General features: G+C 44.2%; 14 protein-coding genes. 13 read left to right on the top strand and 1 reads right to left on the bottom strand.

Annotated features, from left to right (window positions below):
• Positions 1-103: 103 nt before the first annotated feature.
• From A7K91_RS10355 to A7K91_RS10325, 7 genes are all read left to right on the top strand, one after another.
• Positions 104-541 (top strand): hypothetical protein, encoded by a 438-nt coding sequence (locus A7K91_RS10355; RefSeq protein WP_068682342.1) that lies wholly within the window; start codon positions 104-106, stop codon positions 539-541.
• On the top strand, positions 538-2,304 hold the full coding sequence (locus A7K91_RS10350) for an ABC transporter ATP-binding protein (RefSeq protein ID WP_068682340.1): 1,767 nt from the start codon (positions 538-540) through the stop codon (positions 2,302-2,304). Before A7K91_RS10355 ends, A7K91_RS10350 begins: the two co-directional genes overlap by 4 nt.
• On the top strand, positions 2,276-2,737 hold the full coding sequence (locus A7K91_RS10345; RefSeq protein WP_068682338.1) for a hypothetical protein: 462 nt from the start codon (positions 2,276-2,278) through the stop codon (positions 2,735-2,737). The genes A7K91_RS10350 and A7K91_RS10345 overlap by 29 nt, the downstream gene beginning before the upstream one ends.
• 19 nt (positions 2,738-2,756) lie before the next feature.
• Positions 2,757-4,145: an extracellular solute-binding protein gene (locus tag A7K91_RS10340; RefSeq protein ID WP_169833397.1), complete on the top strand. Its 1,389-nt coding sequence runs from the start codon at positions 2,757-2,759 to the stop codon at positions 4,143-4,145.
• Between the two features lies 1 nt (position 4,146).
• Positions 4,147-5,457, top strand: a complete 1,311-nt coding sequence (locus A7K91_RS10335; RefSeq protein ID WP_068682334.1) for an ABC transporter substrate-binding protein — start codon at positions 4,147-4,149, stop codon at positions 5,455-5,457.
• A 221-nt stretch (positions 5,458-5,678) separates the two neighbouring features.
• The gene (locus A7K91_RS27440) at positions 5,679-5,909 is read left to right on the top strand and encodes a helix-turn-helix transcriptional regulator (RefSeq protein WP_068682332.1); all 231 of its coding nucleotides are present in this window, start codon (positions 5,679-5,681) and stop codon (positions 5,907-5,909) included.
• A gap of 10 nt (positions 5,910-5,919) precedes the next feature.
• Positions 5,920-6,768 carry a MauE/DoxX family redox-associated membrane protein gene (locus tag A7K91_RS10325; protein ID WP_068682330.1) on the top strand — a complete coding sequence of 283 codons (849 nt, stop codon included), beginning with the start codon at positions 5,920-5,922 and terminating at the stop codon, positions 6,766-6,768.
• An 89-nt stretch (positions 6,769-6,857) separates the two neighbouring features.
• On the opposite strand, the gene A7K91_RS10320 is transcribed toward A7K91_RS10325, so the two are convergent.
• Positions 6,858-7,676 (bottom strand): helix-turn-helix domain-containing protein, encoded by an 819-nt coding sequence (locus tag A7K91_RS10320; RefSeq protein ID WP_169833396.1) that lies wholly within the window; start codon positions 7,674-7,676, stop codon positions 6,858-6,860.
• 277 nt (positions 7,677-7,953) lie between these two features.
• Between A7K91_RS10320 and A7K91_RS10315 the strand changes: the two genes are divergently transcribed.
• From A7K91_RS10315 to A7K91_RS10290, 6 genes are all read left to right on the top strand, one after another.
• Positions 7,954-9,330 (top strand): ABC transporter substrate-binding protein, encoded by a 1,377-nt coding sequence (locus tag A7K91_RS10315; RefSeq protein ID WP_068682328.1) that lies wholly within the window; start codon positions 7,954-7,956, stop codon positions 9,328-9,330.
• A 167-nt stretch (positions 9,331-9,497) separates the two neighbouring features.
• Positions 9,498-12,386, top strand: a complete 2,889-nt coding sequence (locus A7K91_RS10310; RefSeq protein ID WP_156739459.1) for an extracellular solute-binding protein — start codon at positions 9,498-9,500, stop codon at positions 12,384-12,386.
• 17 nt (positions 12,387-12,403) lie between these two features.
• Positions 12,404-13,360, top strand: a complete 957-nt coding sequence (locus A7K91_RS10305) for a carbohydrate ABC transporter permease (protein ID WP_068682326.1) — start codon at positions 12,404-12,406, stop codon at positions 13,358-13,360.
• A gap of 2 nt (positions 13,361-13,362) precedes the next feature.
• Positions 13,363-14,238, top strand: a complete 876-nt coding sequence (locus A7K91_RS10300; RefSeq protein WP_425415655.1) for a carbohydrate ABC transporter permease — start codon at positions 13,363-13,365, stop codon at positions 14,236-14,238.
• 12 nt (positions 14,239-14,250) lie between these two features.
• Positions 14,251-15,708 carry an NHL repeat-containing protein gene (locus A7K91_RS10295; RefSeq protein WP_068682324.1) on the top strand — a complete coding sequence of 486 codons (1,458 nt, stop codon included), beginning with the start codon at positions 14,251-14,253 and terminating at the stop codon, positions 15,706-15,708.
• Positions 15,705-16,331, top strand: coding sequence for a YIP1 family protein (locus A7K91_RS10290; RefSeq protein WP_068682322.1), 627 nt, complete (start codon positions 15,705-15,707; stop codon positions 16,329-16,331). Before A7K91_RS10295 ends, A7K91_RS10290 begins: the two co-directional genes overlap by 4 nt.
• The last annotated feature ends 10 nt before the right edge of the window (positions 16,332-16,341 follow it).

Raw genomic sequence — 16,341 nt, 5'->3', positions numbered from 1 at the left:
ACTCGTGGGATGTAGATGGAAATTGTTGTTCACATTAATTCAAGGTGAGGAATGTTTGTTTCAAACATTCCTCTATTTTAACTGGTAGAGAGGTGATGATAGGGTGATTAATACATCTCCTTTTATGAAAACAATAACTCCGTTAAAGAGATTTGATTACATTTCTGATTGTTTTTTTGATGATCAAAAAAAGCTCTCTTTAAAGGATTTAAATAGAACGGGGATAGCCATTATTATTCTAAGTACGAGTTGTTCGGCTTGTTATTCTGTGCTGGATTCTGTTGTTAGCCGAGTTGATTTTACAAACTTAATCGTATTGATAGAATGTGAACTAGAAGATTATGTGGAACTAAAAAGTGTCATCTCTGAGGAATTATTGTTTTTGCGCCAAAAAAGGCAGTTTTTAATTGATCATTTTTCAGTTCCTGGTGTTCCGTGGATTTTGCTTATAGATCGGGAAAATAAAGTTCAGTGGAGCGCTCCCTTTAATCAGACAGCAATGGAAAAAATGGATGATTTCTTATCTGGAATAACAGAATGATACAGGATAAATACGGAATACGTTATTGGGTGAAGCTTCTTTTTGGAGGGAATAAAAAAACGACAGTAATATTGTTAGTTATGCTGGCAATATTCCCCCTATTGAATTTTTTTAAATTCAGATATACGAAAATTTTTTTTGATTTTTTAAATGAATCAAGTTCTATACATATACTCGTTATGTACAGTTTTATTTTATTTAGTTTGCAGGCCACGGAATTAATTCTCAATAAATCCCAGTCCTTTTTCCAAGAGAAGCTAGCACTTGACGTAGCGTATTTAATAAACAAATTTTTAATCGAAAAATTGCAGCCTTTAACTATAACGGCTTTAGAGTCCCCGACGTACAGGCAGGATCTTAATATACTCCAGGGGAGCATGGGGAATGTAGGACAGGTTATTAATTCAGTTTTAAATTTATTGCATAATGCGGTTCTCATTTCTATGTATATCTATTTAATATTTCAATATACATGGATTATTACTGTCTTTTTGTTAATAGTGTCTCTTCCCACTGCCTGGTATGGAATAAAAAAGGTGCAAAGGGAACATCGCTATCATCAAGAAGCTTCACAAATAGCAATGGAGAGCTCCAACCTGTCAGGATTATTAACACATCCCTATGTACAAAAAGAACTAATTGTTTATGAGGCAAGAGAAATGTTAATAGGTAAGTGGATAAAAGTAACTCATGCAAACATTAAAAAGAGGATTTCTTTTGTACTGAAGGAAATAAAATTCAGTTTGCCCATAGAGGCTATTACTCCATTAAGTTATCTTGTCATTCAAGTAGTCCTTTTGATATTGTTTTCAAATCAACGGATTACTTTAGGCGACTATATAGTTATAAATGCAACGGCAATTTCACTTGATGTCAGTTTAAGATCTTTTTGGAGCCAAATAAACGCATTTAAGGAAATAGGTATATTTCGTAATCGTTTTCAAGAGTTTCAAAAAAAATATTTACCTGATCATGAACTAATTTCAAAAAAAATAACTATCGACAGTGTAAATTGTATTTCTTGCAACCAGCTTTCGTTTGCTTATCCGGGCAGTCAAAACGCAGCGATTGAACAGATTTCATTAGCATTGGCAAGCAAGGGAACTGTCGCGCTGGTAGGTGAAAATGGTTCGGGGAAATCTACTCTATCAAAAATACTTTTTGGTTTTCATGAAATTTCTAATGGAATGCTTTATATAAACGGGATCGACATTAACGAAATCAATCGATTGCAGTTGTTTAAAGAGATTTCAATTGTGAATCAGGAATATATCCGTTATCCGTTAACAGCCTATGAAAATATAGCGATGTCTGAAATATCCATTCATGAAAAGAGCAATGTCGCGAAGTTGATGGAGCAATACCCTTATTTATTGCCTAACCAATTAGATTATAACTGGGTTTTAGGAAACGAATATCTTAATGCAAGACAATTATCAGGCGGCCAATGGCAACGAATAGCTATTGCAAGAGCATTATATAAAAACTCGAATATATTAATTCTTGATGAGGCGACTTCTGAATTAGACCCCGAAACTGAAACTGCATTGATTCATGATATTATAAAAAATCGACAAAATAAAATGACGCTGCTTATTACTCATAATTTATTAAACTCATCCAAATCGGATCACATTATTGTACTGCATGAGGGAAAAGTGATTGAAACGGGATCCCATGATCAACTCATCAAACAAAATGGAAAGTATTCGAAAATGTGGAGGTCTCAGCAAAATGAACCAGAGTTCATTGGAGTTAACTAGGAAAAAAATTTTTGAGATATTCAATAAAAACAAAAAAACTGGCCCCATACAAGAAAATTTTTTAATGCTGTTGGAGGAATTTGGAGAGTTAGGAAAGAATACTATCAAAGATAAATTGTCACTTGTAGTATTACTTACAACATATTGCTCCATATGTTTGGATTTGCTAGAACAAATTAAAGATATTAGTATGGATGTCAACATGAGTTTTTTGTTAATCATTGAAGGTGCTGAAAAAGAAATAGTGGAGATTAGAAGATACTACAATTTAGATGTACCAATAGTAACAGTTGAAAAGGGCGTATTAGAGTTGAAATTTCGTATACCTGCTACACCGTATGCATACCTGTTGTCTTCCGAATCTAATGTTATTATTCAGAACTCGTTTGATACACTTAAGGAATTGGAGGCACTTGCTAATAATAGTTATTAAAACATCACCAGGGGGGGAAATGATGACGGTTCATCCTCGATTTTTTTCAAGAGCACTTAAATCCTTTGTGATCGTTGGATTTGGAGCTTTTCTATTTGGTTGTCAAGAATCTGCTCCAGAGACCCAGGCTATCACGCTAAAAATTGCTGGCGTTATGCCTGTGTTTTTTGAAGCTCAATACGGAAATAGCATACGTACGGAGAACTATGATATTACGATCGAATTTGTACCTTATGAATTGATTCCTCGCGATGGGGGGCCAAGTGAAAATCTTGAAAATTTATATTCCAGTTTTCAACCTGATGTTGTAAATTGGAGCGGAGCGCTTAGTCCGCTCATTGATCAAGGATTGCTTGCTCCTTTGGATGTTTATATACAGAAGTCGGGGTTTGATGCCTCGGTCATTCCTGATGTATTGAAACAGAGGATTACAAAAGAAGGCAGCAATGAAATTTATGCGATTCCTAATCGCTTTTCGACAGAGGCGCTTTTTTACAATCGCTCTATGCTTGATCAATTTGAAATAGAACTAAGCGATGCATCCCCATTATCTTGGGAGCAATTATTTCAGCTGGCGGCCATAGTACCCCCTGAGGATGGACAAGGAAATGCTATTATCCGTCTTCTTGAGACCGGCGAGGATGAGTCGGATGCAAATAAGCTGTTTTCGCTTATAAGAATAGCGGCGCTAGCGGAGAATCTTCAAGCAATTAATAAAGATAACGGGGATGTATACGTTAACAGTAGTAGTTGGCAAAAATTATGGCAAACGTTTATTGCTGCGTTTAATCAAAAGTTAATCAGCTCTTCAGAAGATATTAAACCGTTTATAGAACAATTGGATGACGAGCAAAGTTTGCGTATGGACGATGTTCACAGGTTTAAACCTTTTACGGATGGGCGAGCGGCCTTTGTGCTTGGCAATTCAGAATTGCTGTTTTATCTTCAGAGAGAGGAACTGGATTTTGAATGGGGAATTGCTCCCCAGCCCGGTACGTACCAGGTGTTTACCCAATTAGCGGAAGCCCTGCTAATTAATCCGTCCTCTGAGCATAAAGATGCAGCCTGGGAGCTGATCTCTTATTTATCGAGTGCAGAACAAACCCAGCGTTTTTTGCTTGCAAAGCCGGGTGACGCGAATCAGTTGTTCTCCAATTTTCCAATGCATATGGATTTGTTAGAGCAGCATTTGAACAGATCGCTAGCCCCTTTCTATAATCAGCCTTCTTCACAGGAAAGCTATTTTGATGCATCACCGCTACCAGATGTGCTTTCACTTGCAATTTATGAGAGCAGCCTCTCGCTAATAGAAGAGGTGCTGAAAGAATCCTTGTCAGTTGAAGAGGCTTTGGAACAGCTTCAAGTCAAGCTCGAATCCATTTCTGCCGAATTGTTTGAGGGAGAATAATATGTACAAAAAAATAATAGGAAACGCACTTGTCCTTATGATTTCTGTATTGCTTTTATCCGGTTGTTTCACTGGAAAGAAAACCGAATCTAACGTTTCCTTGAAGATATTGTCCATGTATGATCGGGTTACAATTGAACATATAGGATTGAGAAGTTTTATGGAAAATAACTCTGAAGTTTCTGTCGAATTTATTGATTTGAACGAAAGGGTCAGTGACCCTTTAGATAAGTACAAAAGAATAGAAGAGATATTTATGAGTGAGCAGCCTGATGTGGTGATAACTGACCGTTTTTCGTTCGGCGTGCTTTCTAGCCAGAACAAATTAGCTGATCTAAATGTATACATCCAACAGAGCAATTATCCGATCAATGACCTTTATTCCGGTGTACGTGATTGGATTATTCAGAACGGTGACGGCTTGCTTAATGGATTGGCTCCATATTTTCAGAGCGAAGCACTTATATATAACTATGACTTATTTGAAAAATACGATATTCCCATTCTGGAAGATTATATGAGCTGGGAAGAAATATTAACTACTGCGGAGCAGTTTGCTGGACATCACACTGTTGATAATCCGGTATATGGTTACTTTATGGGAAGAAATACAGATCCGCTGGCATTGGTTGATCAAATGGCAGATACTTTAAATGTGAAATATGTAAACTGGGAAAAAAAGCTTATTACGACCAACACGGATTCCTGGCATAACCTATACGAGATGTCTCTGAATGCATACCATTCCGGCATCATTCATACGGATGGAGATAACGATTCTGGTGGTAAAGCCGCTGCTAAAAGTACGGTAGAGTTGTTCTTGGAAGGAAATATTGCGATAATGCCAGTGAATTACGATACCGTAAAAACGTTGCTTCAATCCAATACTGGCATTCGATGGGGACTAGTGACACAGCCAGTTGATCCCAACAATCGAATGGAGGGCACACTTTCGCCCATGTATATTTACTCTGTTAACGCAAGTGCCAAAAACCCGGAAGCAGCATGGAGATTGGTGAGCGAGCTTAGTCAGGCTTCAATAAAGCAAGTTGCAATGCAATTGCCGTCGTGGAAGCCAAGTGGCGGGCAAACAGGAGATGTAATTGAGACATTCTACAAGCTTTCATATAAACCCCAACCGATTATCCGATTTTGGGAAATACCGGATGATCTCCCCTGGAAGATGCATCAGATAAGGGTAGAAGGTTATCTGAAGGCTTTAGATGGCGATATTGAGGTAGATGAAGCATTGAGTATGACACAAGCTGAACTTGAACAAATCCTTCTGACAAATCAACAACAACAGAAGTGAATGTAAGGACAATGAGAAGAAAAGAAGTTCGCTTAGGGTGAAAAAATATTTTTTGGGAGCAGGCCTTGATTAAATCAATGTCTGCTTTTGTTTGTTGCTAGGGACCTTGAAAACAATAGATAAACAACGAATCGTTGTATCTAAATTAGGATAATGGTACAATTTAAAGAACATATGGTTATTTTAACCATCAATGGGTATTTAAAACGAAGAGGTGATTTATGTTGAATGAAACAAAATTACTGATTTTGGAGCAGAAAGTTCAATGTACTCGTTTGTCTTCAAGAGAAAAGAGTGTCGCGTTGTTATGGCTTCAGGATTATGATCATCGTGTAATAGCCCAGAAACTAATTATTAGTGAACATACGGTTCGAAGCATAGTTAAGAGTATTTATAGAAAGACGGATGTGAATTCAAAGATGTCTTTATTATTGAAAATTGTGTTTGATTGAGAGGGTCCATATGATCATCTTTACATATGTTATTGATTTAATATTTGCCAGCTTATTTTTAATATCTGCACTTATGAAAGTTCAATCAAGAGAAGATTTTTTTTTAGAGATAAAATCATATAAAGTTATTCCAAATAGAATAGTTAAATCAATGGGAATAAGCGTTCTGATATTGGAATTACTTGTTTCTATAATGTTTTTAGCGGGGTATCCCAATGTGAGGTGGCTTTTAGCAACTACTATTCTAGTGTTTTTTTCGGGTTTATTGTTGGTCAGAGGCCGGCGATTGAAAAAAAATAACTGCTCTTGTTTTGGAAGAGCTAAACTGCTTAACAAATACCCTACTGCAAGGAATGCTATGCTTATTACTATCGCTCTCGCTGGTTTCTGTTTTTTTCCCGCGCGGCATATAGGATGGCAAGATTTTTTTATACTAAGTTCCTGTACTATTATTATTGTTCTTACTACGTTGATCATAACAACAAGAAAGGATAAGTTAGAGGAATTACGTTACTTTAATATGGCAGACATGACTATTGGTAAAAGTAAATTTGATTTGACGCTAATTGTTTTTAACTATAAAACTCCGTATTTATCTGTAATTGATGATTATCTAGTTCAATTAAAAGGATTTACTATCCTATTTAAAGCGCCAGAGCATGTACAGCGAATGAAAAGTGCTTTATGGTTAAATCACAATATTATTACTATTAAAGCAGATAAGGTTGAATCGGAAATGCTAGAAGTGGCTGATCCAATTATATTTGTAAAGAAAAATGAGAGAGTAGTCCGCTATGATCAAGTCATTCCATTTTTGGATGATCTGGCAACAAAGAGGAGGGTAACGGTACCTCGTTGAACAGTCGGAGATAGTGCAGGTAAGCCCAGGGATGTGAGATCAACATTCTTGGGCTTTCCCTATATCGGTGTTGCTCTTAACTGCAGGTCTTAGGCGGTGATGGAGTGCATCTTGCGGTATGCGTTGGCGCTGACGCCTGTATAGGATTTGAACTTTTTGTAGAACCAGTCGATTTCGATGTAGCCTACTTTGTTAGCGATTTCATAAATTCTAAGTCCGGTATGCTCCAGAAGAAACTTGGCTTTTTCCATACGCTGCTGAAGGAGATATTCGTTAAACGTCATGTTTTCGTGATATTTGAATTTTTGGCCCAGATAGGAGCAATTGAAATGCATGCTCGTCGATATTTCCTTTAATGTAATGGCCTGATCCAGACTTTCTTCAACATAAGCCTTTACCCGATCAATGACGTGTACGTCCCGCAGTCTGGCATCCGCAGCATTTTCCGCCGTTTCTCCTCCGGTTTCGTCCCCAGCTCCAGCTTGATAGAGAATATCCCCGCGGCTGGACGCTGCCGCCGTATCGGATTCATCGCCTATCATTTCGCGCATGTTTCGCAGGCTGTCTTTCATTTCTTCCAGCGTAAACGGCGCAGGCAAATAATCGTTGACTCCATAATGCATCGCTTCCCGCGCAGAGTGGAAATCCATCCGGCCGCCAACAAGCATAAGCGGCATGCGCTTGCACTTATCGCGTATGAACTCGCACAAACGAATGCCTTCCGCGTGCGCATCGCGAATATGAATGACAACCAGCGAAAAGCGCTCCCTGCTAAACAAGGAAACCGCATCTCCCAGCGACTTTGCGAATCCTCCCAGTGAGTAGCCCAATCTTCGCCAATCCAATGAATGTGTCTGATTAGCGATGGAATGAGGACTCAAGTCAACCAACATCACTTTATGCAACATGCTCCCCCCCATTTTTTTTGTTCTGCGGCGCTGCCGCTGCTCACCAAAAAAAAGGATACGCTTACATTATGAGAAATCAGCATCAGCTTCACAATGTGCTTTTTTTTGGATTGCCACCATCTCTTTACCTCTTGACTGTACGCGCGTACTTTTTTTTCAGAGCCGCTCCAAAAACCTAGAATCTGACGGGTTTCAATCTCTTTTTAAGCAGGTTGTTGCCTCAAAATGTAAGCGCTACACTTTTCATGTGTTCATCATTTATCGAGGGGGATTACGAATGCGGATTACAAAAATGATGGTGCTGTTGTGTGCGCTGGCTCTTGTGCTGGCAGCTTGCAGCGGCAGTACTCCAAGCAACAATCCGGGAAATGCCGGTAATGGGGGAAGCAACAACTCCGGTAACGGAGCAGAGGCGACGCCAACCAGCGCGCCTGAAGAAACAGATGATGTTGAAGGCACGCCGGAAATGGATTTTGACATGGGTGGCAAAACGATAAAAATTGCTTCCTGGTGGGACATGACGATCGGAGAAAACAATCCGGACGATATTCAAAAAAAGAAAAATCTTGAAGCTTTGATGGAAAAACATAACTTTAAAGTGGAATATGTAGCCATTGATTTCGGCGAATACCGCGATAAAGTAACAGCATCGCTGCTTGCCGGGGAGCCGGTTGGCGATATCGTGCGCCTGGGCAAAAACTATACCGTTCCTACGCTGGTGAAGCAGGATCTGCTCTGGCCGATTGACGAGTATACGAAAAACTCGCGCGCTTTTTCTCAGGATGCAACCGCTGCATTCTCTTATAATGGCAAAGGCTATGGCTTTTCCGAAACCCGCGGCAATTTGATTATGGGTATTTTCTATAACCGTACTCTGATGAATCAGCTTGGCCTCAAGCCGCTTCAGGAGTATGTCAACGAGGACAACTGGAACTGGGATACCTTCATTCAGGTGGCCAAAGAAGCCAACAAGGACACCAACAATGACGGCAAGCTGGATAATTGGGGTCTTGCCAACTCCGGATTGCTTCTGCAATCCCTGTTCTCGAACAATACTTCTTTGACCAAGGGAGACAAGCAAAACCTGGAGGACCCGGCTACGGTTGAATCCCTTAACTTTGTATCCCGTCTGGCAACTGAGCAAGTAGCCCGTCCGACTGAAGGCGGCGACTGGACAGAGCCTTCCCAGTTCTTCCGTCAAGGCAACACGCTGATGTATGCGGGAGCCGACTATGAAATTAGCGGCATCCAAACGGATATGCCGGATTACGATATCGGATTTGTACCGTTCCCTAAAGGACCAAACGCTACAACCTATCATTCGGTAGAGGCAGATTTCCAGGCGCTTGCCATCCCTAAATCGGTTAGCAACCCTGAGCAATTGATGTACATTTGGGAAAAAATCAACGACATTGACTCCGTCTACGATTACCCGAACCAATCCGGTTTGGAAACAGCGTTTTCGAATGAAGATGACATTACGAATGCTCGCACAGTCGCTGACCATTTGATCGTTCTTGATCATGGTACTTTCCCTAACCTGGATTATTGGGCATTTAACGGGGAACTCGTAAACGGCACTTCGGTATCCACCGTTATCGAGACCTATAAAACAGCCTTCCAGGCCGCAATCGACGAAGTATACAACCAATAATTGAATTGTCCAGCAGTCCCCGTTAGGACCAATTCCAATCGGGGACTGCCTTAATTAGCGAGGTTGCATGTATTGTTTGTGTTCAAAAAGTTCAGCTTTCTTAACGGAAAGTGAACTTTTTGAATTTCCTTTTCATAGTAATTTTGCGATGCGGGAGGGAAAGCCAGGTGGCCATTAGAAAGAGAAAGTTTTTGCTTGTCCTGCTCGTAATTGCCGTCCTTATGTCTGTCTGGACGTTTTGGCCTTCGGGTAAAACGGAAAATACGCATGTGCGAGCGTTGTCGGATTTTGACGCCGTAACCCGTAGCAATGGCAGCGGCAGTTATGACGAGTACATGGAGAAATACGGAAACAAGGAGCGTCCGTCGGGCACGATTCGCATTGAAGGCGAACAGTTTTTCCGGACGTCGGGCGATGGTTTCCATGTTGAGCAGGGGCTGGAGGGTTTGGATGGAGAAGCCGTTCTGACGCCAGAAGATGGAAGCATTGAATGGAAGGTAGCGGTGGATCAGGCAGGCCTCTACAATCTTCGCGTTCACTATTACCCGTTAGAGGGAAAAAGCTCGGCTATTGAACGGCAATTTGAAATCAACGGCGAGGTTCCTTTTAAAGGCGCCGATATTTTATTGTTTGACCGGGTATGGGGCAATCGCTACGAAGAAATACGTCAGGACGACAGGGGCAATGACCTGCGGCCGCGCCAAGTCGAAAAACCGGCATGGCAGATGGGAACCTTTCATGATCGCTATGGCTATTACGAGGAGCCATATTCCTTTTATCTGGAAAAGGGAGAGAATATATTGGCTCTGACCTCTCTGAGGGAGCCGATGGCTATTGATTATATCGAACTTTATCAGGAAGAGCGCTTAACGAGCTATGAAGAGCTGAAGCAGCAATATACGGCGAACGGAATCAAGCCTGCAGAGGATCAATATATACTCATTCAGGCGGAGGACGCGAAGAGCAAATCCTCCCCAACTCTTTATCCGGTTTCCGACCGGTCCAGTCCGACGGTAACGCCTTATGATGTGTCCAAAATCAGAGTTAACACTATCGGAGGCTTGAATTGGAAGCTGCCAGGACAATGGGTGGAATGGGAATTTGAAGTAGAAGAGGACGGCTTGTATCAGATTGCGCTGAAGCAGAAGCAAAATCAGCTTCGGGGCATTTATGCAACAAGAAGTCTGATGATTGACGGTCATTATCCGTTTGAGGAAATGAAGCGGATTACGTTCAAGTATACAAGAGACTGGCAGATGGACGTGCTGGGGGGCGAGGACCCTTACCTGTTTCATCTGACAAAAGGCAAGCACACGATCCGCATGATGGTGTCGCTGGGCGATATGGCGCCGCTGCTTCGGACAATCGAATCCAGCGTGCTGCAATTAAACGAGATGTTCCGCAAAATTTTGATGATTACATCCAACACGCCCGATCCATACCGTGATTATCAGCTTGAAAAACGGATTCCCGGCATGGTGGACATATTCCGGGAACAGGCAGATACCATTGAAAGCGTAGCGGACTATTTGGAGCAGGCAACGGGGGAACGAAGCGACAAGGTAGCCGTGCTGCATGCGATGGTCAGACAGCTGAGAGAGCTTGTCAAATATCCGGAAACCGCACCTAAGCGGCTGGATACCTACAAAATCAACGTTGGCGGTCTCGGCACCTGGATTTTGACTGTGCGGGAGCAGCCGATTTCGCTGGATTATCTGGTTGTTTCCTCGCCGGACGCCAAGCTGCCACGCGCTGATGCAAGCGGCCTGCAGGTTGTGAAGCACGAGCTTGGCGCTTATGTGGCGTCTTATACCGAGGATTACGACAGCATCGGCAATACAAGCGATGCAGGAGAAAGCATTACCGTATGGGTAACAACGGGCCGAGATCAGGCTCAGGTGCTCAAAGGGCTGATTGACGATACCTTTACGCCGGAAAGCGATATATCCGTACAGCTCCGGCTTGTGCAGCCCAACATTTTGCTGCCCGCAACGCTGGCCAATGAAGGGCCGGATGTAGCTATGCAAATCGGCGAGGATGTTCCCGTCAACTACGCCATGCGCAGCGCGGCAGCCGACCTGAAGCAATTCAGCGACTTCGACGAGGTTGCGAAGCGTTTCCGCGACAGCGGTCTGGAGCCTTACAAGTATGACGGCGGCATCTTTGCATTGCCGGAGCAGCAAACGTTCCCGATGCTGTTTTACCGCAAGGATATTCTGGAGGAGCTGGAGCTGACCCCGCCCAAAACGTGGCAGGAGATTTACAACATGATTTCCGTCCTGCAGAAGCACAATATGGAATTTTATTTGCCGCTTGAGGCAGCCAATGCAAGCCTGGTGCCAAACGCAACCTTTGCTATGCTGCTGTATCAGACAGGCGGAGTTTTTTATAAGGACAACGACAAAAAAAGCGATCTGGACTCCGAAACCTCCATGCAGGCGTTCAAAAGATGGACGCAGTTTTATACCAGCTACAAGTTCCCGTTAATTGCGGACTTCCCGAACCGGTTCCGTACGGGAGAAATGCCGATTGGCATCGTGGACTACACCACATATAACATGCTGACGGTCATGGCGCCGGAAATTAAGGGACTATGGGATTTCACGATGGTTCCGGGAACGCCTCAGCCGGATGGAACAATCAGCCACGAGGTGGCGAGCCATACGACAGGTGTTATGATGCTGGAAAATTCGACACGCAAGGACGCAGCCTGGGAGTTTATGAAATGGTGGACGGATAAGGATACGCAAATCGCTTACGGCCGCGAGATGGAAGGGCTGATGGGCGAAGCGGCGAGATATCCAACCGCCAATATCGAGGCGCTCGAGGAGCTGCCGTGGCCGGTGAAGGATTACAAAAATCTGGAGAGCCAATGGCAGTGGGTCCGTGGCATTCCGCAGGTTCCAGGGGGCTATTTCACAGGCCGTCATCTGGACAACGCCTTCCGTAAAGTGGTCAATGCGGCGGAAAATCCGCGTGAGGCCTTGTCGGATTACATTATTTACATTAATGACGAAATCGAAATCAAGCGCAAAGAATTCGGATTGCCTTATTAGCCAGGGGGTGGAGACCGATGCAAGGCGAAACAACCGTATCAACCGTTAAAGGCTCCATTACTCCGAAGAAAAAAGCCGGTTTGGCTTATGTCGCGAGCGAGCTCAAACGAAATAAAACATTATATCTGCTAATGGCGCCGTACATGACGATTTTTTTCCTGTTTACTGTGCTGCCCGTCTTGTTTTCTTTATTGCTCAGCTTCTTTTATTTCAATATGCTGGAGTTTCCCCGCTTTGTGGGGTGGCAGAACTATTCCAGACTGTTTTTAAACGACGACATCTTTATGATCGCCTTGAAAAACACGCTGCTGTTTGCCGTTATTACAGGGCCGGTCAGCTATATTGCCTGTTTTGTGTTCGCGTGGATCATCAACGAGCTTTCGCCGAAGGTGCGCGCGGTTATGACGCTTATTTTTTACGCGCCATCCATTTCCGGCAACGTATTTTTTATCTGGCTTATCGTTTTTTCGGGAGACAGCTACGGCTATTTGAACGGATTTCTGATGAAAGCCGGATTTATTCTGGAGCCTATTCAATGGCTGCTGGATGAGAAGTACATTTTGGCAATTGTCATGCTGGTTCAACTGTGGCTAAGCCTGGGCACAAGCTTCCTTGCCTTTATCGCCGGCCTGCAAACGATTGACAAAACATTGATTGAGGCCGGTGCGGTGGACGGCATTCGCAACCGCTGGCAGGAGCTATGGTTTATTACGCTTCCGTCCATGCGGCCTCAGCTGATGTTTGGCGCAGTCATGCAAATTACCGCTTCCTTTGCAGTAGCGGAAATTTCGATAGCGCTGGCCGGCTTCCCAAGCGTGAACTATGCCGCGCATACGGTCGTAACCCATTTGATGGACTTCGGAACGATCCGCTTCGAGATGGGGTATGCATCGACCATTGCCACTGTTCTGTTTGGCATGATGCTGGGGACCAACATCCTTGTACAAAAAATGCTCAGAAAGATAGGTGAGTGACGTTGGTCATCAAAAGAATAGCGTCGCTGCGGGGTCCTAAAAAGCTCAATCGTTCCTTTACCGTCAGCTTTCTGCTTTTTGTCGTGCTGGCCGGCTTTGGCGCCTTTATGGCGCTGCCGCTGATCTATGCCGTCAACAATGCCTTTAAGCCGCTGGATGAGCTGTTTATTTTTCCGCCGCGCTTTTTTGTCAACAATCCCACCATGGACAATTTTTTTGACCTTATCGCCTTGATGGGGAATTCATGGGTGCCACTGTCACGGTATATCGCCAATACGCTGCTCATTACGATTGTGGGCACGGTAGGCCATATTTTGCTGGCTTCGGCAGCGGCGTTTCCGCTTGCCAAATACCGCTTTATGGGTTCGAAGGCGCTGTTTACGATCGTTGTGCTTTCCCTTATGTTTTCGCCCCATGTTACGGCAACGCCAAACTACATGGTCATGTCGTGGCTGGGCTGGATCAATACTCATGCTTCTCTCATTATTCCGGCGCTTGCTTTCCCGCTGGGTCTGTTCCTGATGAAGCAGTTTATGGAGCAAATTCCGGACGCCCTTCTGGAAGCGGCCAAAATCGACGGAGCAAACGAAGCGCGTATTTACTGGAGCATTGTGATGCCTAACGTCAAGCCGGCCTGGCTGACGCTGATGATTCTGCAGTTTCCCGCACTGTGGGGAACGGACGGAGGCAGCTTTATTTATAGCGAAAACCTGAAGACGCTGCACTACGCGCTTGGGCAGATCACGCAAGGCGGCATCGCGCGGGCTGGCGTTGGAGCGGCGGTAGCCTTGCTGCTGATGATCGTTCCGATTACGCTCTTCATCATTTCCCAGAGCAGCGTCATGCAGACGATGGCGACCTCCGGGATGAAGGATTAGGGGGCAGAAACGATGCTGAAAAAAATAGTAACGGCAAAAACCTCCCTCCTTGCCCTGTTATGCTGTCTGCTTGGACTTAGCGCGGGAGCGGATTTGGCTGGCGCGGAAGGAAACGGCGCTTCTTATAACTATTCCTATTGGGGAACGGCGGTTAACGCTCCGCCCGCCTATATGCCGACGGATCTTTACCGGGGCGAGGATATGGGAAGCGGCGCGTTGAAGGATCCCTCCGATCTGCATGTGACGGCGGATGGCCAAATTTATGTGCTGGACTCCGGCAACAACCGCATATTAAAGCTGAATGAAGAGTTCAAGGTTCAACAAATCATCGATTCCTTTTTACTGGACGGGAAGCAGGAAACCTTCCTGAATCCGCAAGGTCTGTTTGTCTCTGGCGATAAGCAGCTTATCGTTGCGGATACCGGCCATAAGCGGGTTGTTATACTGGATGAAAAAAACGAGCTGATCAGCGTATTGGAGGCTCCGGAATCGGAGCTGCTGTCGGCAACCTTCCAGTTTCAGCCGATCCGGGTTGTTATGGATCATGCACAGCGCGTCTATGTAATGGCAACAGGGGTATTCGACGGCTTCATGGAGTTTAACGCTGAAGGAGAGTTTTCCTCCTTTATCGGGGCAAACCGGGTTAATGTTGATCCTGTAGATTATTTCTGGAAGCAAATTTCAACCAAAGCCCAGCGCAGCCAGATGATTATGTTTACGCCAACGGAATTTACCAATCTGGATATCGACGAGGAAGGCTTTATTTATGCCACCAACGGCGATGAGTGGGGACAAAACATCAAAAAGCTGAACGCGCAAGGCAGTGACATTTTGCGTCGGACCGGCTATTACGATCCCCAGGGCGATCTTGTGTATACCTCCGATATTGGCCCCTCCAGGCTGATTGATATTGATGTTACGGACAGCGAAATCTATTCGGTGCTGGATTCCAAGCGCGGCAGAGTGTTTACGTACAGCGGAGACGGCCATTTTATGTACGTTTTTGGCGGTATTGGCAATCAGCTTGGCGAATTCAATACGCCAACGGCGATTGACCGGCTTGGCGATGATTTTATCGTGCTGGACAAAGCGCTTGGAGAAATTACGCGTTTCCGCGCAACCGAATATGGACGGACCTTGAATGAAGCAATCAGAAGTTATTATCGCGGCGATGACGAGGCTGCCTACGAATGGTTTAACAAAACAATCGGCTTAAACGCCAATCTGGAGTTTGCTTATGCCGGCATCGGAAAAGCTCTTGTCAGACAAGGCGATTACAATGATGCCATGAAGCAGTTCAAGCGGAGCATGGATCAGCGGAATTACTCCAAAGCCTTCCTTCTGTATCGCAAGCAAGTCATGCGGGAGCATTTCACCTTGATTATGACTACGCTGGCTGTTCTAGTAATTGGCTGGATTGTCTTCCGCAGATATCGCAAAGCAGTGAAGAGAAGGGGGCTGACTGTATGAGCAAGGAATGGGTGCGCTATCCGCTTGGACTGATCCTCCATCCTTTTAACGGTTTCTGGGATTTGAAGTATGACCGGGATCAAAAGCAAAGCGTTATTTTATCCTTTGCCATTTTGCTGCTGCTTTCGCTGACCAACATTTTAGGCCGGCAGTACAGCGGGTTCCTGGTTAATATTTATGATTCAAGATATTTCAACAGCGTCATGGAAATTGTGTATGTTGTGGTGCCTGTCCTGTTCTGGTGCGTTGCCAACTGGTCGCTGACTACGCTTATGGACGGAGAAGGAAAGTTCGTCGAAATTTTCACCTCGACTTGCCTGGCGCTGACACCGCTAGTGTTAATAAACTTTCCTTGGATTTGGCTAAGCAACCTATTGTCGCTGCAGGAAACGACGTTTTATTTTTTCTCAACCAGCGCCGCAGTGATCTGGTTTGTGTTCCTGCTGTTTGTCGGCAATATGACCGTGCATCAATTTTCGCCGCTCAAAACGATCGGCACCATCTTGCTGACGATTCTGGCTATGGGCTTTATCGCGTTTCTGTGTATGCTGTTCTTTAGTCTGATGCAGCAAATTGTCGCCTTCATAACCGTCATCTATCAAGAGCTGGCTATGAGGAAATAAGGAAGGAGCA

Origin of the sequence: Paenibacillus oryzae, assembly GCF_001675045.1 — a bacterium.
GTDB classification, from domain to species: Bacteria; Bacillota; Bacilli; order Paenibacillales; family Paenibacillaceae; genus Pristimantibacillus; species Pristimantibacillus oryzae.
The sequence above is the reverse complement of the archived record's forward strand: the minus strand, read 5'-3'. Positions and strand labels throughout refer to the sequence as shown.

What these genes read in the sequence shown, in the direction of transcription:
- A7K91_RS10350 (WP_068682340.1), top strand. Translation starts at nt 538, where the DNA reads ATGATACAGGATAAATACGGAATACGTTATTGGGTGAAGCTTCTTTTT.
- A7K91_RS10345 (WP_068682338.1), top strand. Translation starts at nt 2,276, where the DNA reads ATGAACCAGAGTTCATTGGAGTTAACTAGGAAAAAAATTTTTGAGATA.
- A7K91_RS10340 (WP_169833397.1), top strand. Translation starts at nt 2,757, where the DNA reads ATGATGACGGTTCATCCTCGATTTTTTTCAAGAGCACTTAAATCCTTT.
- A7K91_RS10335 (WP_068682334.1), top strand. Translation starts at nt 4,147, where the DNA reads ATGTACAAAAAAATAATAGGAAACGCACTTGTCCTTATGATTTCTGTA.
- A7K91_RS27440 (WP_068682332.1), top strand. Translation starts at nt 5,679, where the DNA reads ATGTTGAATGAAACAAAATTACTGATTTTGGAGCAGAAAGTTCAATGT.
- A7K91_RS10325 (WP_068682330.1), top strand. Translation starts at nt 5,920, where the DNA reads ATGATCATCTTTACATATGTTATTGATTTAATATTTGCCAGCTTATTT.
- A7K91_RS10320 (WP_169833396.1), bottom strand. Translation starts at nt 7,676, where the DNA reads ATGTTGCATAAAGTGATGTTGGTTGACTTGAGTCCTCATTCCATCGCT.
- A7K91_RS10315 (WP_068682328.1), top strand. Translation starts at nt 7,954, where the DNA reads ATGCGGATTACAAAAATGATGGTGCTGTTGTGTGCGCTGGCTCTTGTG.
- A7K91_RS10305 (WP_068682326.1), top strand. Translation starts at nt 12,404, where the DNA reads ATGCAAGGCGAAACAACCGTATCAACCGTTAAAGGCTCCATTACTCCG.
- A7K91_RS10295 (WP_068682324.1), top strand. Translation starts at nt 14,251, where the DNA reads ATGCTGAAAAAAATAGTAACGGCAAAAACCTCCCTCCTTGCCCTGTTA.
- A7K91_RS10290 (WP_068682322.1), top strand. Translation starts at nt 15,705, where the DNA reads ATGAGCAAGGAATGGGTGCGCTATCCGCTTGGACTGATCCTCCATCCT.